The organism is Clostridium aminobutyricum (assembly GCF_017255415.1).
GTDB classification, from domain to species: domain Bacteria; phylum Bacillota; class Clostridia; order Peptostreptococcales; family Anaerovoracaceae; genus Aminipila; species Aminipila aminobutyrica.
The window spans coordinates 175,678-197,842 of the sequence record NZ_JAFJZZ010000002.1; the positions used below are offsets into that span (position 1 = coordinate 175,678).

18 protein-coding genes are annotated in these 22,165 nt (G+C 42.5%); 4 read left to right on the top strand and 14 right to left on the bottom strand.

What is annotated here, in order from left to right; translation table 11 throughout:
• Window positions 1-2 precede the first annotated feature (2 nt).
• The 7 genes from JYB65_RS07035 to JYB65_RS07065 all read right to left on the bottom strand — a co-directional run bounded on the left by JYB65_RS07035 (window position 3) and on the right by JYB65_RS07065 (window position 7,756).
• On the bottom strand, window positions 3-470 hold the full coding sequence (locus JYB65_RS07035; RefSeq protein WP_206581947.1) for a YbaK/EbsC family protein: 468 nt from the start codon (window positions 468-470) through the stop codon (window positions 3-5).
• Between the two features lie 156 nt (window positions 471-626).
• Complete coding sequence (lipA, locus tag JYB65_RS07040; RefSeq protein WP_206581948.1) at window positions 627-1,523, bottom strand: lipoyl synthase; 897 nt, start codon at window positions 1,521-1,523, stop codon at window positions 627-629.
• Complete coding sequence (gene lipB, locus JYB65_RS07045; RefSeq protein ID WP_206581949.1) at window positions 1,516-2,187, bottom strand: lipoyl(octanoyl) transferase LipB; 672 nt, start codon at window positions 2,185-2,187, stop codon at window positions 1,516-1,518. Before lipB ends, lipA begins: the two co-directional genes overlap by 8 nt.
• 182 nt (window positions 2,188-2,369) lie before the next feature.
• Window positions 2,370-4,121, bottom strand: coding sequence for a dihydrolipoyl dehydrogenase (gene lpdA / locus JYB65_RS07050; RefSeq protein ID WP_206581950.1), 1,752 nt, complete (start codon window positions 4,119-4,121; stop codon window positions 2,370-2,372).
• A gap of 131 nt (window positions 4,122-4,252) precedes the next feature.
• Complete coding sequence (locus JYB65_RS07055; protein ID WP_206581951.1) at window positions 4,253-5,674, bottom strand: dihydrolipoamide acetyltransferase family protein; 1,422 nt, start codon at window positions 5,672-5,674, stop codon at window positions 4,253-4,255.
• Between the two features lie 49 nt (window positions 5,675-5,723).
• Window positions 5,724-6,698: an alpha-ketoacid dehydrogenase subunit beta gene (locus JYB65_RS07060; protein ID WP_206581952.1), complete on the bottom strand. Its 975-nt coding sequence runs from the start codon at window positions 6,696-6,698 to the stop codon at window positions 5,724-5,726.
• Window positions 6,699-6,766: 68 nt separating this feature from the next.
• Window positions 6,767-7,756, bottom strand: a complete 990-nt coding sequence (locus JYB65_RS07065; RefSeq protein ID WP_206581953.1) for a thiamine pyrophosphate-dependent dehydrogenase E1 component subunit alpha — start codon at window positions 7,754-7,756, stop codon at window positions 6,767-6,769.
• A 381-nt stretch (window positions 7,757-8,137) separates the two neighbouring features.
• Between JYB65_RS07065 and JYB65_RS07070 the strand changes: the two genes are divergently transcribed.
• Window positions 8,138-10,153, top strand: coding sequence for a sigma-54-dependent Fis family transcriptional regulator (locus JYB65_RS07070; RefSeq protein ID WP_206581954.1), 2,016 nt, complete (start codon window positions 8,138-8,140; stop codon window positions 10,151-10,153).
• 161 nt (window positions 10,154-10,314) lie between these two features.
• Here JYB65_RS07070 and JYB65_RS07075 read toward each other — a convergent pair whose 3' ends face one another.
• From JYB65_RS07075 to JYB65_RS07090, 4 genes are all read right to left on the bottom strand, one after another.
• Window positions 10,315-11,529, bottom strand: a complete 1,215-nt coding sequence (locus tag JYB65_RS07075) for a methyl-accepting chemotaxis protein (RefSeq protein WP_206581955.1) — start codon at window positions 11,527-11,529, stop codon at window positions 10,315-10,317.
• A gap of 298 nt (window positions 11,530-11,827) precedes the next feature.
• On the bottom strand, window positions 11,828-12,553 hold the full coding sequence (locus JYB65_RS07080; protein WP_206581956.1) for a cupin domain-containing protein: 726 nt from the start codon (window positions 12,551-12,553) through the stop codon (window positions 11,828-11,830).
• Between the two features lie 63 nt (window positions 12,554-12,616).
• On the bottom strand, window positions 12,617-13,498 hold the full coding sequence (locus JYB65_RS07085; protein WP_206581957.1) for an NAD(P)-dependent oxidoreductase: 882 nt from the start codon (window positions 13,496-13,498) through the stop codon (window positions 12,617-12,619).
• 98 nt (window positions 13,499-13,596) lie between these two features.
• Window positions 13,597-14,835: a M24 family metallopeptidase gene (locus JYB65_RS07090; protein ID WP_206581958.1), complete on the bottom strand. Its 1,239-nt coding sequence runs from the start codon at window positions 14,833-14,835 to the stop codon at window positions 13,597-13,599.
• 447 nt (window positions 14,836-15,282) lie between these two features.
• Between JYB65_RS07090 and JYB65_RS07095 the strand changes: the two genes are divergently transcribed.
• From JYB65_RS07095 to JYB65_RS07105, 3 genes are all read left to right on the top strand, one after another.
• Window positions 15,283-17,340: a sigma-54-dependent Fis family transcriptional regulator gene (locus tag JYB65_RS07095; protein WP_206581959.1), complete on the top strand. Its 2,058-nt coding sequence runs from the start codon at window positions 15,283-15,285 to the stop codon at window positions 17,338-17,340.
• A gap of 76 nt (window positions 17,341-17,416) precedes the next feature.
• Window positions 17,417-18,340, top strand: coding sequence for an AEC family transporter (locus JYB65_RS07100; protein WP_206581960.1), 924 nt, complete (start codon window positions 17,417-17,419; stop codon window positions 18,338-18,340).
• Between the two features lie 179 nt (window positions 18,341-18,519).
• Window positions 18,520-19,095 (top strand): GDSL-type esterase/lipase family protein, encoded by a 576-nt coding sequence (locus JYB65_RS07105; protein WP_206581961.1) that lies wholly within the window; start codon window positions 18,520-18,522, stop codon window positions 19,093-19,095.
• A 154-nt stretch (window positions 19,096-19,249) separates the two neighbouring features.
• Here the strand turns inward: JYB65_RS07105 and JYB65_RS07110 are convergent, their stop codons facing one another.
• From JYB65_RS07110 to JYB65_RS07120, 3 genes are all read right to left on the bottom strand, one after another.
• On the bottom strand, window positions 19,250-19,570 hold the full coding sequence (locus JYB65_RS07110) for a putative heavy metal-binding protein (protein ID WP_206581962.1): 321 nt from the start codon (window positions 19,568-19,570) through the stop codon (window positions 19,250-19,252).
• A gap of 298 nt (window positions 19,571-19,868) precedes the next feature.
• The gene (locus JYB65_RS07115) at window positions 19,869-20,411 is read right to left on the bottom strand and encodes a hypothetical protein (RefSeq protein WP_206581963.1); all 543 of its coding nucleotides are present in this window, start codon (window positions 20,409-20,411) and stop codon (window positions 19,869-19,871) included.
• Window positions 20,412-20,453: 42 nt separating this feature from the next.
• Window positions 20,454-22,142: an ATP-binding protein gene (locus tag JYB65_RS07120; protein ID WP_206581964.1), complete on the bottom strand. Its 1,689-nt coding sequence runs from the start codon at window positions 22,140-22,142 to the stop codon at window positions 20,454-20,456.
• Window positions 22,143-22,165: the final 23 nt, after the last annotated feature.

The window sequence follows — 22,165 nt, forward strand, 5'->3', positions numbered from 1 at the left end:
TTCTAATATCCTTTACAAACATCTATCCATTCCTTACTGCCGGAATATTTTTCAAGTTCTTCAATCGTCAGTTCAATCGCACTGTTGCTGCTGCCGCATGCCGGAAATACCGTATGAAAACGTTTCAAGGAAACGTCCAGATACACATCAACCTGCTCATTGATACCAAAAGGGCAAACCCCTCCCACTGCATGTCCAACCAATTCCACGACTTCGTCTGGTGTAAGCATCTTCGCTTTCATGCTGAATTGGGCCTTGAATTTCGCATTATCGATCTTAGCATCTCCTGCAGTTACGATTAGCATACACCCTTCGTCTTTCTTGAAAGAAAGTGTTTTTGCGATGCGCTCTGGCTCACAGTTTGCCGCTTTAGCCGCTAATTCAACAGTCGCGCTGGACACTTCAAATTCTTGAATGCGGTCTTCCATTCCATATTGTTTAAAAAACTGACGTACTTTCTCAATTGCCATTGTACATCCCTCCTATCGTTTTTCGTTCCATTATTTTCATTTTATCACACAACAACCTTTTAAACATATAGTTGTCCATTTTTTTATTAAATTTAATGCAAAACTGCCCTATTTCTATAGAAATAGGGCAGCGACTGTTTTTTAAAGCCGTATTGCCTATGTTATAGAGATGGCAATCTGGCCGTTAAGCGTATTGATTTGATCTAATCCCAATGAAGCATTATACGAACTTCTTACAAAAGGGCCCGAATATACATATTTAAAGCCTTTTGTTTCTGCAATCCACTTGTATTCTTCAAACTTTTCAGGATGAACATATTCTTTCAATGATATATGTTGGCTTGATGGTTGTAAATATTGACCAACCGTCAATATGTCACAATTAGATTTTATTAAGTCATCCATAACTTGATATACTTGTTCCTCTTTTTCTCCTAATCCTACCATAATCCCTGATTTAGTAAAAATTTTACAGTCAAACTCTTTTACTTTTCTTATCAGTTCTAATGACCGTTCATAATTAGCCTGTGGCCTTACATTCGCATAAAGAGCTGGTACGGTTTCCACATTATGGTTCAGAACGTCAGGCTTTGAATCTGTAATGATCTTTAACGCATCCCAGTTTCCATTCAAATCAGGAATTAATAATTCAATGGTAGCAGAAGGATTTTGGCTTCTAATCTCTTGTACTGTAAGGGCAAAATGCTCTGCTCCGCCATCCGGAAGATCATCTCGTGTAACAGATGTTACAACAACATGTTTCAGCCCAAGCTCCCTGCAGGCCTTTCCTACATTGGCCGGCTCATTAGCATCTAACAATCCCGGCCTTCCTTTTGAAACAGCACAAAAGCGGCATTGTCTTGTACAAACACTCCCTAAAATCATAAAAGTTGCTGTTTTTTTCGAATAGCACTCACACCGGTTCGGGCAATCGGCTCCATCGCATACCGTATGAAGAGATAAATCCGTTAGCAAGGCTGCTGTATCTTCAATTATATTTATATTGGATATTTTTTTTGTTAGCCATTCTGGTTTTTGTAAAATACTACTCATCGGTTCTCTCTCCTTGCCCTATGTATGCATCAAACTGAATGTCAAATACCTTTTCAAAATTTTTTACCAAGTGTTGCTTAATGCTAGCAATATCAACATCCTCCATATAATCCTCTAAGGAGGCAATTCCAAATTCAGTAATACCACAGGGATTAATTTGATTAAAATACTTTTTATCCACATTAATATTAAAAGAAAGCCCATGAGATGTAATCCATCTTTTTAGATGAACACCTACCGCGGATATTTTTTTATCATCAATCCAAACTCCTTTATATTCCGGCTTTCTTGCTCCTTCTATTCCATACTCACTCAGCACATTGATTACGATCTGTTCAAGGGATTCAATATACCAATGTGCATCCCGTTTCATTTTTGATAAATCAAAAATTGGGTATGCTACCACTTGTCCGGGGCCATGAAATGTAATATTCCCTCCACGATTTATTTCAACAATATCTACTCCTTGTTCTTTAAGATACTCTTTCGAACATAGTAGGTTTTCCCATCCCCCACCAGTCCCTATTGTATAGACTGGATAATGCTCTAAAATGATCAGAATGCCTTTATACTGCTCATTGTATACTTTTTCAAAGGCAGTTTGCTGCATTTTCAATCCATCTTTATAATTTGTTAGTCCATTACACTCCATTAACTTATACATTTCTTATACTCCTTCTCCATTCGCAAAGATTAAAATTTATTTCTCTTTTGAAGGATTATGATAGATACTCTTTATATCAATATTGAAATTGCCGTTATTTTTAAGAAACCCCCACTAAAAAGAGGGGGCTTCCATGTTGAGTATTATGACAGTGGAGAATTTGTCATAAAAGGAAAACTTATTTATAGGAAATGGATCGCTTTTCCCGTTGCGGCATGCATGGCTTCATGCATGACCTCTGAGACGGTTGGATGCGGATGGATGGCGTTGGCCACTTCTTCGGCTGTTCCTTCCAGCTTCATGGCCACAACAGCTTCTGAAATCATATCCGTTGCATGGATGCAGTACATATGAACCCCTACGATCTCCCCGTATTTAGGCTCAAGGATCACCTTTACAAGGCCTCTTTCCTCTCCTGCAACTTTTGCTTTGCCATTTGCCAAAAGAGGGAATTTCCCAACTTTTACCTGCCCATACTTTGCCTTGGCTTCTGCTTCGGTAAGTCCCACACTGGCAATTTCAGGCTGTACATAGATCGCGCTTGGAATCTTGCCGTAGTCCATCGCAGATTTATGTCCGCATATATTTTCCACCGCTACGATTCCTTCCATGGAGGCGGTATGTGCCAGCATGGCTTTACCATTTACATCCCCGATAGCGTAGATGTTTGAAACGGATGTTTTCAGGCATTCATCTGTAACGATAGCACCTCTTTCCGTTTTTATGCCAAGTGCTTCACAAGGGATACCGTCTAATCTAGGCGCTCTGCCTACTGCCATGAGAACTTTTTCTGCTTCTACTTCTTGAACCTCTCCTGCTTTTTCAAACCGGACGGATTGATCGGTTATCTCCGTTACCTTAGCACCGGTATGAATTGTAATGCCCATCTTTACTAGGTTTGCCGCAACTTGTGCGGTAATCTCTTCATCAACCATCGGCAGGATTCTGTCTAAGAATTCTATCACCGTCACCTTCGTTCCGATGCTTGCTAAGAAATACGCGAACTCGATGCCGATAACACCTCCGCCAATGATAGTCATTGTTTTGGGAGTTTCCGAAAGTTCCAGCATTTCCTTACTTGTGAGCACTTGCCGTTTCGGGCTTATTGTAATCGGCAGATTTTTTACATCGGAACCGGTCGCTATAATAATATAGTCCGCTGTATATTTCTTTCCCGCTGCTTCTAGCGTGTTTTTATCTATTAAATTCCCTTCTCCGTTGATGAGCGTTACCCCGTTGCCTTTAAGCAATCCTTGAACGCCGCCAACCAGCTGAGTTATCACCTGTTTCTTTCTTTCCTGAACTCTCTTTAAATCGAGTTTTGCATTGGCAATATCCACGCCAGTAACTCCAAATGTCGCACTTTCTTTTACTTCATTCAAGGCCTCTGCGCTTCGCAATAGGGCCTTTGTCGGAATGCATCCTACATTTAAGCAAGTTCCTCCGAAATGTGCTTTTTCAACAATGGCCGTCTTCTTCCCCATTTGCGCCGCTTTAATGGCTGCAACATATCCGCCAGGGCCGCCACCAATGACTAGCACTTCGTAGTCATTGGTGTTTTTTAAGCCTGCAGAGTGATTGGAGGAACTTGCAGGCGCTGCCTCTGCCTTGTTAAGAGAAGTTGCGGTGTTTTCTGCAGCATTATCCTTGCCTAAATCCTTTAATGCTTGTTCCAGTGCTGCAGTGATATCTTCATCCTTGGTCGCAACGATTGCGATTGGCAATGTTACAGGAATTTGATCGCCTTCGTCAATAAGAAGTTTCCTTACGGTTCCGTCATTGGTTGCTTCGATATCCATGTTTGTTTTATCGGTCTCTATGGAAAACAGGTTTTCCCCTTTTTTTACTTCATCGCCTTCCGCTTTATACCACTTAACAAGCTTTCCTTCGCTCATGTTAAAGCCGAGTTTCGGCATGATGATTACTTCTGCCATTTTATATCTCCTTATGTGTATATAGCCTATGTACATTTCCATTGGGATGTTGGGCTGATGCATTACAGAGTATAGAGATACATCAGCCCTGTGTCATGTGATATGAACTATCCGTGTTAAGTAGGAATGGATTATACGAATAGACTAATAGGGTTTTCTACATATTTTTTGATTTCCGTTACAAATTGCGCCGCCAGTAAACCGTCTATTAATCGGTGATCCACGGTGAGCTGAATGTTCATCATCGGCTTGATCTCAATGGTTTTACTTCCGTCTTTATGTGCCACAACAAACGGTTCATCCTTGGTTGAGCTGACAGCAAGTATGCCCACCTCCGGCGGGTTAATAATTGCGGTGAAGTTCTCAATCCCGAACATGCCAAGATTTGAAATCGTGAAGGTGCCTCCGGTATATTCGCCCGGGGTCAGTTTTCCTTCTCTGGCCTTTTTAAACAGCGGAGCGCTTGCTGCTGCCAGTTCTACCACACTCATCTGCTCCGCACTTTTTACGTTTGGTACGATCAGTCCGGTCGGTGCCGCTACGGCAATGCCTATGTTGACCGTCTTATATTTCACGATGGTTCCGCCAATAAGCGAAGAATTCATATCCGGATATTTCTGTAACGCCTTCACGGCCGCCTTTGTGATAAAATCTGTCACGGAAACTTTTTGTTCCTGCGCTGCATTTACTTCTTTTCTCAGTTCGAGAAGCTTATCCAGATTCACCTTCTGAGTGAAGTATAAATGCGGTGCAGTAAACTTACTTTCCGCTAACTTCTCTCCGATGATCTTTCTTATTCCCGCATAAGGAACCTCTTCCAGGATTTCCTTTCCGTCAGGGGAGAATTTCTTTTCTCCGGCTCCTGCGGTCACTTCTGCAGCCGTTCCTGCGGCTTCTGCTTTGACTCTATTGTTCATAACGGCTTCCATGTCAGCCTTCATGATCTTACCGCCTATACCGCTTCCTTTGATATCGTCCAACGAAATTCCTTCTGCATCTGCCATCGCTTTTGCGACAGGAGATACCCTGATCTTATTGGAGGCCAAATAGCCGAGTATATCCTTTTCGCAAATGCCTCCGTCAAAGCCGGTGCCAACAAGGGGAAGACTGTCTATTGATAAACCGTTTTCCGCTGCAACCCTTCTGGCTCTCGGAGTGATTTTGATTTTTCCGCCTTCTGTCTTTGCTGAAACAGCGGGTGTTGCTGAAACAGGTGTACTTTCCGCAACCGGGTGAGACGTTGTGTCAGGGTCGGCAAGAACTTCTTTACCAAGCTGTGCCAATGCATCAGCCATCACGGCATTAATGTTCTCCTCAGCATTTCCGACGATGGCGATAGGTAGAGTAACCGGTAACGTATCCCCTTCTTCGATGAAAAGCTTCCTGACCACACCGTCTCCTGTTGCTTCTATATCCATATTGGTTTTATCTGTCTCTATTGAAAAGAGGTTTTCGCCTTTTGCTACGGCATCGCCTTCTTTTTTATACCATTTCACAAGCTTTCCTTCGTTCATATTGAAGCCAAGCTTTGGCATGATTATTATTTCTGCCATGTTTTCCTCCTCCTATCATCTGTTTTCGGTTTATTTGAAACTATCCGGTTTATTTGAAATAATTCTTCACCTTTTCATATATTTTTTCCTCAGATGGGATGAGAGGGAATTCCAATGCCGGACTGAACGGAAGCGGCACGTTTGGATTATTTACTCTTCCGCAAGGCGCATCCAAATAGTAGAACACATCCTCTGCAATGGCCGCCGCAACTTCTGCACCGATCCCGCATCGTTCATGTGCTTCGTCCGCTACAATCAACTTTCCTGTTTTCTTAACGGATTCCACGACCGTTTCTTTGTCAAACGGTACGATGGTTCTAAGGTCAATGACTTCACAGTCTATGCCCTCCTTTGCCAATCTTTCCGCTGCTCTTTCTGATTTCATCACCATGGAGGAGGTCGCAACAATGGTGATGTCTTTGCCCGCTCTTGCAATTCTTGCCTTACCGAACGGAATTGGCTCTACGTTGTCGTCGATCTGATATTTTTTGTTATACTCCATTTTATGTTCGAAAAAGATAACCGGGTCGTTATCTCGAATGGCTGTTTTCAGTAATCCTTTTGCCTCCTGTGCGGTTGAAGGCACGACAACCTTCATCCCCGGGAAGTGTGCTACCATCGCCTGCATGGATTGGGAATGCTGTGCTGCTGAAGACCGCCCTGCACCGATAGGACAACGGATTGTCATCGGAACGGTTGCCTGTCCCCCGGACATATACCGGATTTTCGCAGCCTGATTGATGACCTGATCTGCTGCTACAAGTAAAAAGTCTGAAAACATCAGCTCTACGACCGGTCTCAATCCTGTTAATGCCATGCCCACACCCATGCCCACAAAGCCTTGTTCTGAAATGGGCGTATCCTTTACTCTCAAATCTCCGTACTTTTCAAAAAGTCCCACCGTTGTCTTAAAGTTTCCGCCAAGGAAGCCAATGTCTTCACCAAGCATAACGATATTGTCATCCCGTTCCATTTCTTCATCTAAAGCCTCACAAATGGCTTGTGCATATGTCAGTTCTTTCATTTATCTAAACCTCACAATTCTTTTTTCGATTTCTCTTTTCGTGTTGGGTCGTTTTATCCGGCCGTTCCTTAAAGAGTCCCTTCCATGAATACATCGCTATATGCCTCTGAAGGATCCGGATAATCACTTTCGGCAGCAAACTTAACCGCAGTCTGAACTTCTTCTTCAATGGTTGCTTCTACTGCACGGATTTCTTTTTCGGTGGCTTTCTTCGACTTTATCAGCTCCGCTCTTAAAGTCGTTACCGGGCACTTTGCCATCCAATCTTCCTTCTCTGTTTCGCTTCTTCTTTTTCGATAAACCGCCGGATCTCCAACGTGATGTCCCTGCCATCTGTACGTCTTGCATTCGATGATGGTAGGACCTTCCCCGCTTCTTGCTCTTTCCGCTGCGACTTTTGCCGCTTCATATACAGCGAGGACATCCATACCGTCCACTACAACACCCGGGATGTCATACGCCTTTGCTCTGACCGCAAGATCCGGTGTATTGGTTACGTCTCTGATGTCTACGGAAATTCCGTAAAGGTTATTTTCAATCACATAGATACAAGGAAGCTTCCAAGCCGCTGCCATGTTGATGCTTTCGTGAAAAGTACCCTCGTTTGTTGCGGAATCTCCCATAAAAGAAACGGCAACTCTACCGTTCTGCCTATATTTTGCGGTGTAGGCCGCTCCGGTTGCGATGGGAATTTCCCCTCCTACGATACCGTTTGCACCAAGGATTCCTTTATCCATGGCCATGATATGCATGGAACCTCCTTTACCGTTTGAATAGCCCGTTTTCTTCCCCAGTATTTCAGCCATCATCCGAGCAATATCTGCGTCCCTGGCAACAAGATGTCCATGGCCTCGATGTGTACTTCCAATGTAATCATCGTCGTTCAATGCCGCGCAAATTCCGGTTGCCACAGCTTCTTCCCCAAGATATAAATGAGCAAGCCCGGCCATCATGCCTTTCTTATAAAACTCGAACGTCTCTTCTTCGAATCTTCTCATTTTAAACATCGTTTCATAAAAACCTAGCAACCGGCTCTTATCATAATCCTTTATTTTCATCTTCCGAACCTCTCTTTTCTGGAATTCATTATTTGTTGCCTTTATATAACGCAAAGGCTATGCCAAAATAGCAGAGTTATTTAAAATATTAAACAGAAAATTCCCATACCGTTGTTTTTTCAATCTTTTCACGCGATACCCTTTTTCTGTACCTTGAATGGTGCAACATTATTGCTTTCCATTTGTGCCACTCTGTGCATCCTCTCCTGTGCCAACCTGTGCCTCACCTTGACCAACTGCGTCATTATGTCACGGTTTCAATTTCTGCCGTTCTATTTTTACCGCCCGCTCTTGTCAGAAGAAAATCACTGTGTTAAAATGGCACTGTTATCATGGATTCCTTATTTTTCGAACCTCTCTATCGATTAAAGGAGAATTTCCATGAGTATAAACGGCATCCATTCCCAAGGGTTAAGACAGGCCTGGGAAAAATTCATAAATAATCAAGAAGCTGACGATACCTATATTCGCCCGGAGATTTACGAATCCTGGGTTCGTTCGCGTGCCTTTCAGGTGAATCCCTATCTGCCGAAAACAAATCTTCTCGACAGCACCGAGCTGAATCAAAAAATTAACAGCAATCTAAAACTTATCGAAACTGCTCATCCATACATGTCAAAACTGTTCTCTATTGTAGAGGGTTCCGGTTTTTATTTATTGTTATGTGATAAAAATGGCTATATTTTGGATTTAATAGGGGATAAGGAGATTATCGAAAAAGGACGGGCAAATTCAATGCTCGTGGTAGGGGCAAACCGAAGTGAACAGTTTGCCGGCACAAATGCCATCGGAACAAGTCTTGCCCTCAATCAACCGATCCAAATTTGGGGCGAAGAGCATTATATTGATGCGCACAAGGGCTATTGCTGCAGTGCCGCACCGATAACCGATGCTTTTGGGAATACCATAGGCTGCCTGGATATTACGGGGCTTTATGCTCAGTCCCATGCACATACTTTCGGCATGTTAGTCAGTGCCGTGGACGGAATCAATAAAGAACTGAAAATATTACATGCGTATGAGGAAATTAAAATGATCAGCGCTCAGCGCAACAGCATTATTGAATCCATCCCTTCCGGATTGATTCTTCTTAATCAGGGAAATCGGGTCATTCAGATCAATAATACGGCTTTATCTATGTTCCGTCTGCAATATGCCGATATTATCGGAAAAGAACTGTCCGGCTTTTTCAGTGGTTCCCATCTAAACTTCACGTCCCTGCTTAGTTCTCCCATTGATAGCAAGGAAATCAGCTTGTACATAGACGGCCCCGACAGCCCTCCTTTGAATCTAAACATCAGTGTCGATTTTGTCATAGACGAACAGGGAATTCGAAGCGGTACCGTTATCCGGTTTGATGAACCTAAACGTATTCATACGATCGTGAATAGAATCGGTGGTTTCAAATCGACCTATACCTTTGAAGACATCAAAGGCGATTCCGCGGCCATGAAAGAGACCCTTAAATATGCCAAAAAAGCTGCCGAAACAGACTTAAGCGTTTTAATCTTAGGGGAAAGCGGAACCGGAAAAGAACTGATCGCACAATCCATACACAATGCAAGCAGTTATGCAAAGGGGCCTTTTATTGCCATTAATTGCGGTTCCCTGCCAAAAGGCCTCATTGAAAGTGAATTATTCGGTTACGAAAAAGGTTCCTTTACAGGGGCTAATAAAGACGGGCAACCCGGCAAATTTGAATTGGCAGATGGCGGCACTATTTTTCTTGATGAAATCGGCGATATGCCGATGGATGTTCAATCTTCTCTGCTGCGGGTCCTTCAAAGCAAAGAAGTGCTGCGAATCGGCGGAAAATACCCGAAAAGAATCGATGTCCGAATTATTGCAGCAACCAATAAAGATTTACTGCACGAGATAAAATGCAAACAGTTCCGGGAAGATCTATACTTTAGGCTCAATGTTTTTACGTTAAAACTGCCGCCTCTTCGTTATCGATCGGAAGATATTATCCTCTTAGCAGAAACCTTTATCTCTATCCATAAAAATCAAAAGGGCAAACATTATAGGCTTTCGCCAGCCCTTTATCCTGCTTTATTAAATTATTCCTGGCCCGGTAATGTGCGGGAACTAGAGAATGTTATCGAACGCGCCATAAACCTGTCAGACAGCGAAGAAATTATGAATATTCAGCTGCCGGAAGAATGTACACTGGAGAAGGAAGACTATACGTGCACACCTCACTATACGGAACTTGCCAAAAATGTGTTCACGGAAAGCCTTTCCATCGAATCGGCGGAGCACAAACTGATTGTACGCGGCTTGAAAGAAAAAAACGGCAATGTGGAGGCTACTGCAAGGGCTTTGGGCATAAGCAGAAGGACTCTTTACCGAAAACTAAAAAAATATGATATTCAACCTCATTTATTTAAAAAATAGCTTCAGGGATTAGAAAAAAACAATACCCGTTTGATTAAATAGAACAGCTTTCATTGATATGGACAGCGAAGGCCTACAGGATTGATTTTCAGAAAGAATCCCGCCGGCCTTCGCTGTCCATATCATTTTGGGAGGCATCCCGTTGTATTGAATAAACTCTTTTAACTCTTTAATATGAATTTGTCAAGCTCCGCTTGAAGTACATCCGCTTGCCCAGACAGTTCCTCACTGGCCGCCGCGCTTTGCTCTGCCGTTGCCGAATTGGATTGCACCACCGATGAGATTTGATCCAAACCTAAGGTAATCTGATTAACCGCCACTGCCTGCTCCTCCGACGTCTTTGCAATTTCTACCATGGACGCCACAACCTGCGTGGTTTCCTTCACCACCGCTTTAATCGACTCAGCTGTTTCTTTTGTGATCAGGGTTCCGTTCGATACTGCTCTCACCGAATCTTCAATAAGTACCGTCGTATCTTTTGCGGCTTCCGCAGATTTCCCTGCAAGGTTTCTCACTTCATCTGCTACTACGGCAAAGCCTTTCCCCGCATCACCGGCTCTGGCTGCCTCTACTGCCGCATTTAAGGCAAGGATATTGGTTTGGAAGGCAATATCATCGATGGTCTTGATAATTTTACTTATTTCTGTTGACTTCTCCGAAATCTCTTTCATGGCTGCCATCATTTCATCCATTTTACTGTTGCTCTGTTCCAGTTCTTCTCCAACCTCAAGGGATTTTTGATTCACACGGTTTATATTTTGCGAGCTTGACCTTACTTGCTTAGCAATCAGTTCAATGGATGCCGCCAATTGTTCAATAGAGCTAGCCTGTTCCACGGCCCCCTGAGCCAATACCTGAGAACCGGAAGCGACCTGCTCTGCACCTACGTTCACTTGCTGAGAGGAGGTCCTTATCGTTCTTAAGGTATCACTCAAAGAGAATAAAATAGTTGTTATCGCATGTTCCATTCGTGTATAAACGCCAAAGTATTCCGTCTGCGGATACAATTCAAAATTGCCCCGGGACATTTCCTCAAGAGCTCTGGCAGTTTCCTCTACAATGGCTTTTACGGTGACCACCATTTCCCTTACACTGTCAGCCATATGACCGATTTCATCCGTCGATCGACAGTTTATTTCCACATCAAAGTTGCCTTTCGCCACTTGAAAAACAGCGTTTTCAATTTCCTTTATGGGTTGAACCAATCGATTTACGAATGCTGTCATTATTAATGCAGAAAGAACAAGTGTAATAATCGTTACTGCAATACTCACTATTATCGAATTATAGATGCCCGATAGGGTAGATACTGCCGCTAATCCTACGAATATCAATGTTAACGTAATAGAAAGAATTTTATTCTTAATCTTGTTCATTTTTACACCCTTTCTTCAAATCACCTCTGTACTTGCCTATAAAAAAAGCCTCTGCGAGGCGCTTGTAGCTCGCATTTTAGTTGCAGCTTTTTATGATACTCCGGTTATCGCAAGCAATATTTCCTCTAATAAAATAACGGGCAAAGACTGGAGAATAAGCCTTTGCCGTAATAAATAAATTCTCTTTTCTGTTTTTAGCCTTTATTATGGCGCATATATCTTGCAAGCAAAATCGTATGCGCCATACTTTTTGTTTTTATGTTTAACTGTTAATGTAATTATTTTTTACCGTTGGAAACTATGGTCTCATGACCTTTCTGGATGGTCCGAAAGAAGCTACCATTCGTAACGTACCTTCTCCGGTATTGAACATAGAATGTTTTGCCCCGGCAGGAATGAACATGGCGTCTCCAGGTCCGTATTCCAGTCTTTCCCCTTCTACGATAGAATATCCTGTTCCTTCAATGAAGTAATACATATGATCTGCATCTTCATGCACATCTTCTTCCGCATTTCCTCCCGGGAACAATTCTGTTATATGAAATTCGATTGTATTTGAACCGCCGTTTTTTGGCGTTACTACCGGCCATGCAATGGCATTGTTGTGTTTAGGAGGCACTGCTGTAGGTACTGACGTTACCGCTCTTACAAACGGCTCTGTCTGGTTGAAGTCCTTACCGGTTAAAGTAACGACAAAACGAAGCCCTTCAATTCCTTTCGGATACATTTCGTGGTTGCTGTTTCCAGGAATCCACATTACATCACCCTTCTTGTACTCATATCTCTTTCCGTTAATGATCGAGTATCCGGCACCTTCCATGATGAAATAGCAGTGATCCGAATTCTTATGGTTATCTTCTATTGCACATCCGCCATAGGAAATCTCACAGATTGAAAAGAATGCATAGGAGTCCGTACCCATCATAGCCGGATTTCCCATACACCAAGCGTGTGCATTAATATGTCTTGCAGGTTGTGCAAAAGCACAGTCATATACATTCTTCACATAAGCTTTATTTGCCATTTTTTTGTCCTCCATAAATTTATTTTCACATAATTGTATCATTTTTTTACTTTAAAAACTAAGTTACCGCTTATATCCACTTGCATCTTCCAATACCTGAGTCAAAACGGAGAAGTCTTTTTCAGCTCTTCCTGTTGCAGCTGCCGCTGCTAAAGATTGTCTTGTGATGGCGGTTGCAGTCATTGGCACACCATATTGTTTTGCTGCCTCAAACGCAAGATCCAAATCCTTCATCATCAGCTTTACACTGAATGCAGGCGCATAAACACCTTCCGTAATAACGGCCTTCTTATATCCGCAAAGCGGTGAACCGACAGCAGATCCGGCAATAACTTCACAGACCTGGCCAACATCCAGTCCTGCTTTTTCAGATAAAACAACAGCTTCTGCCTGAATCTGCATGGTGGAAGCGATCATGGTATTGATGGCAAGCTTTAATACTCTTGCTTCCTCTCCGCTGCCAAGATAAAATTGGTTCTTTCCTAAGGTTTCGAATAACGGAAGAACCTTATCATATGTAGCCTTATCGCCGGAAGCTAAAATTCCAAGGCCTGCATTCTGCGCCAGTACTGTACTTCCTGTTACCGGGCCTCTGATTAGCTTTGCCCCCTTGCTTTCAACAGCTTCATTCACTTTTTCGGATTCTGCAGGAGATACGGTACTCATATCGATGACGATTTTTCCTGCGCTAAGACCTTCTACAATACTATCTTTTCCAAGCGTAACCGCATGTAATGTAGGCCCGTCTGCTACCATTGTGAAGATAAAATCAGATTTCGCTGCCACTTCTTTCGGAGACGCCCCCCAGGTAGCCCCTGCTGCAATAACCTCATCTGCCTTCGATTTTGTTCTGTTCCAAACAATTACTTCATGTCCTGCTTTTACTAGGTTCTGGCTCATTGGGTTTCCCATGTTACCCAAGCCAATCCAACCAATTCTAGCCATTATAAAACCTCCTTAAATAATAGTGTTATATTTCAGGTGCCGATGCTTCCTTACTGCGAGCATAAGCACCATTATAACCAAACCGATTTCTTATTTTTCTATAGGAATTGGCAGCCCGGCAGTCCGCAGGACGTAATTTCATCGGAAGGGAACTTCGTGATCACTTCACATCCGTCTTTTCTCACGACAACCTCTTCCTCAATTCTTGCACTGCCGCTTCCGTCTTCAGCCGGGCACCACGTTTCAATGGCGAATACCATGCCTTCTTTTAAGGTGAACGGTGTCTCTAATGAGAATAACCTTGAAATAACCGGCTTTTCCCAAAGTCCAAGACCGATGCCATGGGCGAATTGAAGCAGGAATGCTTCCTCTTCGTTCTTAAAACCAAGTTCTGTAGCGGAAGGCCACATTTTTGCTACATCTGCGGAAGTTGCTCCATCCTTGATCTGCCCGATGGAATCCTTAATCCACTTGGATGCTTTTGAATAGGCATCCCGCTGCGCCCTGTTCGGAACTCCGCAAGAGAACGTTCTGTAGTAGCACGTTTTGTATCCGTTATAGGTATTACCGATATCGAAGTAGATCAGTTCTCCCGGTCTTACCATTCTATTGGAGAAGGTATGGCTGTGGGGATTCCCTCTTACGCCGGAGATACTGTTTACAAATTCAACAAGCTCTGCACCCCACTTATAAAGTTGGTGATTTGCAATAGCTACCAGCTCGTTTTCCAAGATTCCCGGTCTTAACGCCTTGCCCAAATCATAGTAAGCCGCATCAACCATAGCGGCTGACTGCTTTAGTAACTGAATTTCATCTTCTGTCTTGATGATTCTGGCATCCAGCATCGCCTGCTGACCGTCAACGATATCCAGATTCTTTGACTGCAAGCCCTGAATCAGCGGAATATCTACGATATCCATACCGATTTTCTTGTTTTCAGCGCCGTATTCTTTGATGTATCCATAGATTTGATCCACGACCTTTTCTACCATTCCCGCATTGACAGGAATAGCTCCTCTCATTGATCCGACTGCCGGCATGATATGATCCGATGCGATCCAATCCACTCTTTGTCTCTTGGACGGGCAAGCAGGGTCAAACAAAAACGGTTGTTCAATACCATCTATCAAAATACAATATCGGTTCATCTTATTACGGTTCCATTCACCGATATGGGTTCCGGTAATATATCTGATATTATCGAAGTCATAGCAGATTATTGCCCCTAATCCATAGTTCTTCATGCTCTCTTTAGCTCTTGCTAATCTTTCTCTTTTCAGCCTGGCAAAGTCTACTCCAGATTCAAAATCTACACCTTGCATTCCTGATCTAGGCATTTAAAATCACTCCTTTTCAATTTTTTTGATTACTTTCTAAATTTCTTAGAGGTCTGAATCAAAATTCGTATAAGATTAATTAACTGACATAAATGCATAAACGCAAATCCTGTGCCAAGAGGAATTTTCAGCAATAGGCTTGCTTTATTTGTTTATTAGTTTTACCTATTGAAACATTGATTTTACTTGGTTCGCAGCAACTTAAATTTTAATAATTATTTGTCAATATTTTAATGGACAAATCTAAATTTTTAGTTAATTCATGTGACTTTTAGCTGATATTCTTATGATTTGCCAATGAAATAATTGTGCCGCAGCGTGCCTCACTGTGCCGTCCTGTGCCGTCCATTGGCCAATCTGTGCCATTTTGGTTCTTGTAGTTTTAAATTTTCGCTGATATAATTTAGTCGTTTCAATAAACTTATTTCCGTTTGCAGGAGGTGGATTATGGCTACTTTTACAAAAAATTATCAACAAATATTGTTAAATAGTTGGCATTCGTACATTGAACAGGGAGAGCCGATGCCCTTAAATCCTTCCGGGGTCCGTCCTTTTATCTATGATTCTTGGAAGCGCTCAAAAGCTTTCGGGGTCTCTCCTACTGCGGTCATCAACAAGGTTCTTCCCCCCGACGAACTCTCCGCGGTTCTAAACGAAAATCAACGGCTTATTTCCGTTGCGCATCCCTATATACTAAAGCTGTATAAATACGTAAAAGGCAGTAATTTTGTCTTTGCCTTAACCGATGCGGAGGGGACGGTTATTGATTATATAGGCGACGATCAAGCCATTCAGACGCGAACAAAAAAAAGCGGTCTTACCGTTGGGGTCACCAGAAGCGAGAAGTATGCCGGTACCTGTGGAATCGGTACATGCCTTGCTATCGGTCAGCCGGTTCAAATTTGGGGAGAAGAGCATTACATAAAACCACATCACAACTATATTTGTTCGGCGGCTCCTATTCACGACAGCTTTGGCAACTTAATCGGCTGTTTGGATGCTGTAGGTCCCAAAGAAATCTCACCGATCCATACCTTGGCCATGGTCAATGCATGTGTCGACGGAATTGAAAAGGAGCTAAAAATAACAGAGGCCTATGAGCGAGTAAATTTAGCACACAAACAGATGTCCAGTACACTTCACGCCATTGGCTCCGGTATCTTATTGATCGATAACGACGGGATTATTACGCAGCACAATACGAACGCAATAAAGATGCTTCGTTTAAGCGTTTCTTCCCTGAATGGAGCTTCTCTGGGTGATTTTATCAATCTTTCGACCTGCAATCCGAGTTTACTGAATATCCAAAAAGAAATCTTTGATACGGAACTTTCCTTTGTCAATCATAAAGGGTCCCGAGTCTCTCTTTCTCTCTCCGCAACTCTTGTCCTCAATCAGCTAGGCCATAAAATCGGTACGGTTATCGTGCTGGACGAAATAAAACATGTTCATAAACTGGTAAACAAGCTGAGCGGGTTCACCGCAAAATACAATTTTGACTCCATCATCAGCTGCTCCGGCGCTATGGAAAGCGTAAAATCGCTGGGGCGGTCCGCTGCACAGAGCAATTCCACCGTATTAATTCTAGGGGAAAGCGGAACCGGAAAAGAGCTGCTCGCTCAGGCGATTCACAACGCAAGCGATAGAAAAGAGGCTCCCTTTATCGCCATCAACTGCGGTTCTCTTCCGAAGGGTCTCATCGAAAGCGAACTTTTTGGTTATGAAAAGGGATCTTTTACGGGAGCAAACAAAGAAGGGCATCCTGGAAAATTTGAGTTAGCCGACGGGGGAACTCTTTTTCTTGATGAAATAGGAGACATGCCTCTGGAATTGCAGACCTCTTTATTGAGAGTACTGCAAAGCAAAGAAATTGTGCGAATTGGGGGTACCTACCCAAAACAAATTGATGTACGGATCATAGCTGCTACAAACGTTGATTTGCTCAATTCTGTCAATGATAAGAGATTCCGGCATGATTTATATTACAGACTCAATGTGCTGTCCATACAGGTGCCTCCGCTACGAGCACGCGTCGGTGACATCTCTATTTTAGTCAATTATTTCATCACCACTATTTCCAAAAAACTTTCAAAGAGTATTTACAGCATCGAGGACAACGCCATGTTTATGCTTCTGAATTACTCTTGGCCCGGGAATGTCAGAGAGTTGGAAAATGTGATAGAAAGAGCTGTAAATGTGGCAAATTCAGGGGTCATTCATGTGGAAGATCTTCCTGACGAAATCACGCCTGCTTCATCATGTCCTACATACCATATCCCTACCCTTCCGGAAGAAACCGCTGTTATGGATGACGAAAACGGAATATACGCTCTATTTTCCGGCGAAGCGAAGACAGAACGAACCATTGAACTGATTATTGCGGCTCTAAAGTCCGAGAACGGAAATGTTTCCAAAGTATCGGAAAAACTAAAGATCCCTCGAAGAACACTGTATCGAAAACTCGATAAATATGGGATCAACGCTGATAATTATCGCTTTTTATGATTATGGCACAGGTTTTGCTTATTATATGATGAGAAAATCAGCTTAACAGTTGTACCATAGGGAGGTTTTTGATTCAATGCTGAATGGTTTCATTAGTGTATTAGTCGTTTTTATGATTTTAGCTGTCGGATTTTTCTTTACAAATAAAAAATTATGGCCGGAGAACACGAATCAAGTATTCTCTATTTCGGTTGTCCAAATTGCTGCTCCGGCCCTTGCGGTCACCAGTATTGAAAATCGATTTACCCCTGAACTGCTGCATAGTTCTGCTTTAAACTTGTTCATTATTGCAGCAAGCCTATTCATCATGCTTGCTTTAGGGAAGATTCTTGCTCATGTACTTGCTTTGCAAAATGGAAAAAAGGCAGTTTTTCAGGTGACTTTTACGTTTAACAACACCATGTTTATAGGCCTTCCTATCATTCAAATTATATTTGGTTATGAAGGCTTGCCCTTTTTATTTACGTTCTACTTAGCAACCATTGTATTATTCTGGACCATTGGTGCCTATACACTATCCAAGGCTTCCGGCAGCCAAAAAGCTTCTTTTTCTGTTCAAAAGATTTTCAGCCCCGGGTTAATAGGTGTCATAGCCGGCTGTGTATTAGTTGAATTGCAATTGCCTCTGCCTCTCATTTTAGAAACCGCTCTGACTTATTTGGGGAACCTCTGCGTACCGCTGTCTTTACTCGTCATCGGCTCCAATTTATCGAAGTCTTGGTCGAAAGGCTTTTCCCGAATAACGGTTGACCAATGCCTTATTATGCTGGGGAAATTTGTTATTCATCCCCTCCTCGTGTTCCTTCTGTTTACTGCATTCGGGATAGGCGGTTTACCTTTGCACGTCTTTATTTTAACTGCGGCGATGCCGTGCCACGCACAGACCGCCATTCTGGCACAATTTTACGAGGTAGAAGGGGAATATGCCTCCAATTTAGTGAGCCTATCCACACTGATCAGTTTAGTGACCATACCTTTTTATGCGAACTTGCTGCTCTGATGCCGTACTTCTTCTGCAGCCATTTGAACTCCTTCCGTCAGGCAGGAGTTCAATAAACTATTTAAATATTAAGGTGAAGAACTTGATATTTTCGGGATATATCGATATGATTAGAATAAAAGCTCAGCGACTATAATCGAATAGAGAGATTTTTAAAAGATAATAAAGGAGTTTTAAAGATGAAAATAGTTTGTCTCGGAGACAGTTTTACAAAAGGCTTTGGAGTTGGTGAAGGAGAATCGTGGTTTGACCTGTTAGGTGTTTCGAGCCCCCACGAATTTATAAACAAAGGAATGAATGGGGATACCTCCGGCGGGATGCTGGCCCGGTTTCATCAGGACGTTATTTTAGAAAAGCCGAACTATGTCTTCATCTCAGGAGGCGTTAATGATTTTATTTGTGATGCACAGCTATCCGCTGTACAGGCCAACATCATGGCTCTGGTGCATCAGGCATACGAAAACAACATCGTTCCGGTTATACTCACCGAACCCCCTTGTGAGCCTGCATTAATCCGCAGAGATTGGGTCTCTTTTTCGGATTTTAATACCGTAGCCTTTAAGCTGAAAAGCCTTCAGCAATGGATGCTCCATTTCAGTTCTACCTTCCAGATCAACTGTATCGATCTCCATAACGCTCTTTCACAGCAGATAAAATTCGATTCGAAAGAGGATTATTATATAGACGGTTTACACCTCACTGTAAAAGGACACCGAATGATAGCGGATATCATTAACGAAAGTCTGGTGCTGTAACATCTTTTATGCCGGGTTTAAATAAAAAAGGTGACATCTCGAAAAAGATCATGCATGGATTTGGATAACCAAAATCTGCTGGGTTCTTTTGAGACGCACCTCCATAAAACGTATTACATTAGGCGGCTTGCCATAGCTCTAGGCAGCGGTTTGCTTATCCAACAACTACTGCTGTGCCGGAAGCCGTGACCATGAGCATATTATTGGCTTGTCCCAATACCTCATAGTCAATGTCTACGCCGACAATTGCATTTGCCCCCATGCTTTCCGCTCTTTTTTTCATTTCAAAAATGGCATTCTCTCTCGCCTCGATCAATTCCCCTTCATAAGAATTCGATCGTCCGCCGAAGAAATTGGTTAACCCCGCAGCAAAGTCTTTAATAAAGTCTACACCTGAAATAACCTCCCCAAACACAATTCCTTTGTACTCTACAATTTTTCTTCCCTCAATGGAAGGCGTTGTACTGACTATCATCTTTCATCCCCCTATAATCTTATTAAAAATGAAATAGTATTTATGGTATATAGCATATCATTTATCGTTAAATATTCAAGAAAAGATTTTCTACATACTTTCGTTATTTAGCCTACACGGGCCGAAACGGGTGCTGAAACCATTGCTCACAAAATTTGAAAAGGTTATCATTCTTCAAAATATCCATCGGTATCGCCTGTCCAAATTGATAAATTCCCTATCTTACGTCTGCTCTTTGTTTAAATGCAAAAAATTATAAAATACCCATACCGATCGGGTATGGGTATATAGTTCCATATTATTTTAAAATATACTCTAGGTTCGGATTTCCATCCTTGCCGTTATAAGAAATAAAATATTCCTTTTCTGTGCCGTTCGGCAATTGGATTAATAACTTGTAATTCGGCAGTCCTTCCGGCCGAATCGCTTGTAATTCCATGGCAAAGTCTTTGCCGCAATCCTCATTCGTATAGAATTTACTTGCTGTAATATCTCCTGCTTCACTAATATCATCGACCGTGTATAATTCGACCGATGCATGCGCATCACGCGGGATCACAATAATTTTTTCCTCTGTATCCTGTAAATATAAGGTCTCTTGTATCTTTAAAAGTGAACGTTGATCGGAAGTCGGTAAATTAATCAATAAAGCAATGGCATCATCAGGAGCGTCCTTAAATTGATTAAAGTTGCTGTTTTGGCCTTCTTTTTGCTCTTCCACTTGATTGTCATTATCTGTGGATTTGCCCGAGTTGTCACCATTATTTGTATCGGTGGGTGCTCCGCTGCATCCGGATAACAGCATCATTAACAGGACTATAAAAACAATAATCTTTCTCATATGAAAGTTTCCCTCCTCATTTGGTGCATCTTTGACACTTCGTCAAAAGGTAACACTTATGGTGGTTCCCTTCCCTTCTTGACTCTCCAGTTTTATTTCGGCCTGATGATATTTGGCCACATGTTTGACAATGGACAGTCCCAGGCCGGTACCTCCTGTTTCCTTTGAATGGCTTTTATCCACTCGGTAAAAGCGTTCAAAGATACGGTCTTGATGTTCGATTGGGATACCAATGCCGGTATCCGATACTTTTAAGAGGGCTTGATGATGATCTGCTGCTGGTTCCACGATAACCGTTACATTTCCGCCTTCATGATTATATTTGATTGCATTCTCACATAAATTATAAATCATTTCATCCAGCATGGTTCGAACGCCCTTTACAAGGATCGGCCCTTTTGGACCTTCAAAGGTCATCGATACCTTTAACGATGCCGCTTGGCTGGAGAGCCGCTCCACGACTTCTTGCGCAAGTCTTCGCAAATCCACCTCTTCCGGGACCAACTCTATGGTGCCTTCATCCAGTTTTGATAATTTCATGATATCTGCCACCAATGCAATCAGCCGCTTTGCCTCCGTATGAATTTTGCCTGCGAAGTCCGCTATATCCTCCGGTTTAACGATGCCGGCTTCCATAATCTCTGCATAGCCGGAAATGGAGGTCAACGGAGTCTTCAGTTCATGCGAGACATTCGAGGAGAATTCTCTTCTCATTTTATCGGCTTCTTCTTTTTCGGTAATATCTAAAACTAATACAACAGCTCCGCTCAGCTGTAGTTCTGTATCATTCTCTGTGCCGTTCTCATAAGTCGGTGTTGCCATCAGCTGATAACATCTTCCATTTTGTTTCAGCCTTCTTTCAGACGGTTCCCCCAATAACGCCTCTTCTACTGCTTCTCTGAATTCACTGCTTCTATTTAGCGTTAAATAGTGCCCTCCGGTATTTTTTTCCCTGCTTTTAGAGAAAATATTCATTACTTTTTGATTTGCAAATAAAACCTCTCCGCCGGCATTCAAAATCAGTAACCCTTCATTCATATTTTCCGTGATCGAAGCAAATTCCTTGCGCTCTGCTTTAAGCGCCGAATAGGTATCAGCGATGGTTTTGTTTTGCTGATCCAGTTTCCTTAGCAGCGGCGCAAATTCATCGTAAATATCATTCGACAACGGTTTTTCCAGATCCATGGTGTTGATGGGCAGTACAATAGACTTTGTCTGTTTCTTTGCCACAAAGATCGTAATAAAAAGCATGAAAAGACAAACCAGTAAGACATACGGGAGACACTCTGCCAGTGTCGCATATACATTCGATTTGGTATTTGCTACACGGATTATACTTTCATCATTCAGCTTTATTGCATAGTAGAAGGTCTGTTCGCCCAAGGTCGCGGACATTCTTACGCTATCTCCTTCACCGCTTAGCAAAGCTTGCTTTACCTCCGGCCTGTCGGCATGATTATCCATATTGGCGATATTCTCTTCGCTGTCATAGAGAACATTTCCCTGTGCATCAATCCACGTGATTCGGTCTTTGGAGATACGATCCACATCCGCTAAAAACGCTTTGCTATCAATATTGGCGGCCGCAGCAACGTACTTCGCCTCTTGTTTCACTTCGATTCTCATTTCCTTATAAAATTCACTGTACATGATAAAAGATACCAGTGCAGATGTGATTCCTATAGAAATGGCTGAGAGTATAAACAAGCTTATAAAAATTCTTCTTTTCATCTTTTTCTCCATCGAAAGTTGCC

What these genes read in the sequence shown, in the direction of transcription:
- JYB65_RS07035 (WP_206581947.1), bottom strand. Translation starts at nt 470, where the DNA reads ATGGCAATTGAGAAAGTACGTCAGTTTTTTAAACAATATGGAATGGAA.
- lipA (WP_206581948.1), bottom strand. Translation starts at nt 1,523, where the DNA reads ATGAGTAGTATTTTACAAAAACCAGAATGGCTAACAAAAAAAATATCC.
- lipB (WP_206581949.1), bottom strand. Translation starts at nt 2,187, where the DNA reads ATGTATAAGTTAATGGAGTGTAATGGACTAACAAATTATAAAGATGGA.
- lpdA (WP_206581950.1), bottom strand. Translation starts at nt 4,121, where the DNA reads ATGGCAGAAGTAATCATCATGCCGAAACTCGGCTTTAACATGAGCGAA.
- JYB65_RS07055 (WP_206581951.1), bottom strand. Translation starts at nt 5,674, where the DNA reads ATGGCAGAAATAATAATCATGCCAAAGCTTGGCTTCAATATGAACGAA.
- JYB65_RS07060 (WP_206581952.1), bottom strand. Translation starts at nt 6,698, where the DNA reads ATGAAAGAACTGACATATGCACAAGCCATTTGTGAGGCTTTAGATGAA.
- JYB65_RS07065 (WP_206581953.1), bottom strand. Translation starts at nt 7,756, where the DNA reads ATGAAAATAAAGGATTATGATAAGAGCCGGTTGCTAGGTTTTTATGAA.
- JYB65_RS07070 (WP_206581954.1), top strand. Translation starts at nt 8,138, where the DNA reads ATGAGTATAAACGGCATCCATTCCCAAGGGTTAAGACAGGCCTGGGAA.
- JYB65_RS07075 (WP_206581955.1), bottom strand. Translation starts at nt 11,529, where the DNA reads ATGAACAAGATTAAGAATAAAATTCTTTCTATTACGTTAACATTGATA.
- JYB65_RS07080 (WP_206581956.1), bottom strand. Translation starts at nt 12,553, where the DNA reads ATGGCAAATAAAGCTTATGTGAAGAATGTATATGACTGTGCTTTTGCA.
- JYB65_RS07085 (WP_206581957.1), bottom strand. Translation starts at nt 13,498, where the DNA reads ATGGCTAGAATTGGTTGGATTGGCTTGGGTAACATGGGAAACCCAATG.
- JYB65_RS07090 (WP_206581958.1), bottom strand. Translation starts at nt 14,835, where the DNA reads ATGCCTAGATCAGGAATGCAAGGTGTAGATTTTGAATCTGGAGTAGAC.
- JYB65_RS07095 (WP_206581959.1), top strand. Translation starts at nt 15,283, where the DNA reads ATGGCTACTTTTACAAAAAATTATCAACAAATATTGTTAAATAGTTGG.
- JYB65_RS07100 (WP_206581960.1), top strand. Translation starts at nt 17,417, where the DNA reads ATGCTGAATGGTTTCATTAGTGTATTAGTCGTTTTTATGATTTTAGCT.
- JYB65_RS07105 (WP_206581961.1), top strand. Translation starts at nt 18,520, where the DNA reads ATGAAAATAGTTTGTCTCGGAGACAGTTTTACAAAAGGCTTTGGAGTT.
- JYB65_RS07110 (WP_206581962.1), bottom strand. Translation starts at nt 19,570, where the DNA reads ATGATAGTCAGTACAACGCCTTCCATTGAGGGAAGAAAAATTGTAGAG.
- JYB65_RS07115 (WP_206581963.1), bottom strand. Translation starts at nt 20,411, where the DNA reads ATGAGAAAGATTATTGTTTTTATAGTCCTGTTAATGATGCTGTTATCC.
- JYB65_RS07120 (WP_206581964.1), bottom strand. Translation starts at nt 22,142, where the DNA reads ATGAAAAGAAGAATTTTTATAAGCTTGTTTATACTCTCAGCCATTTCT.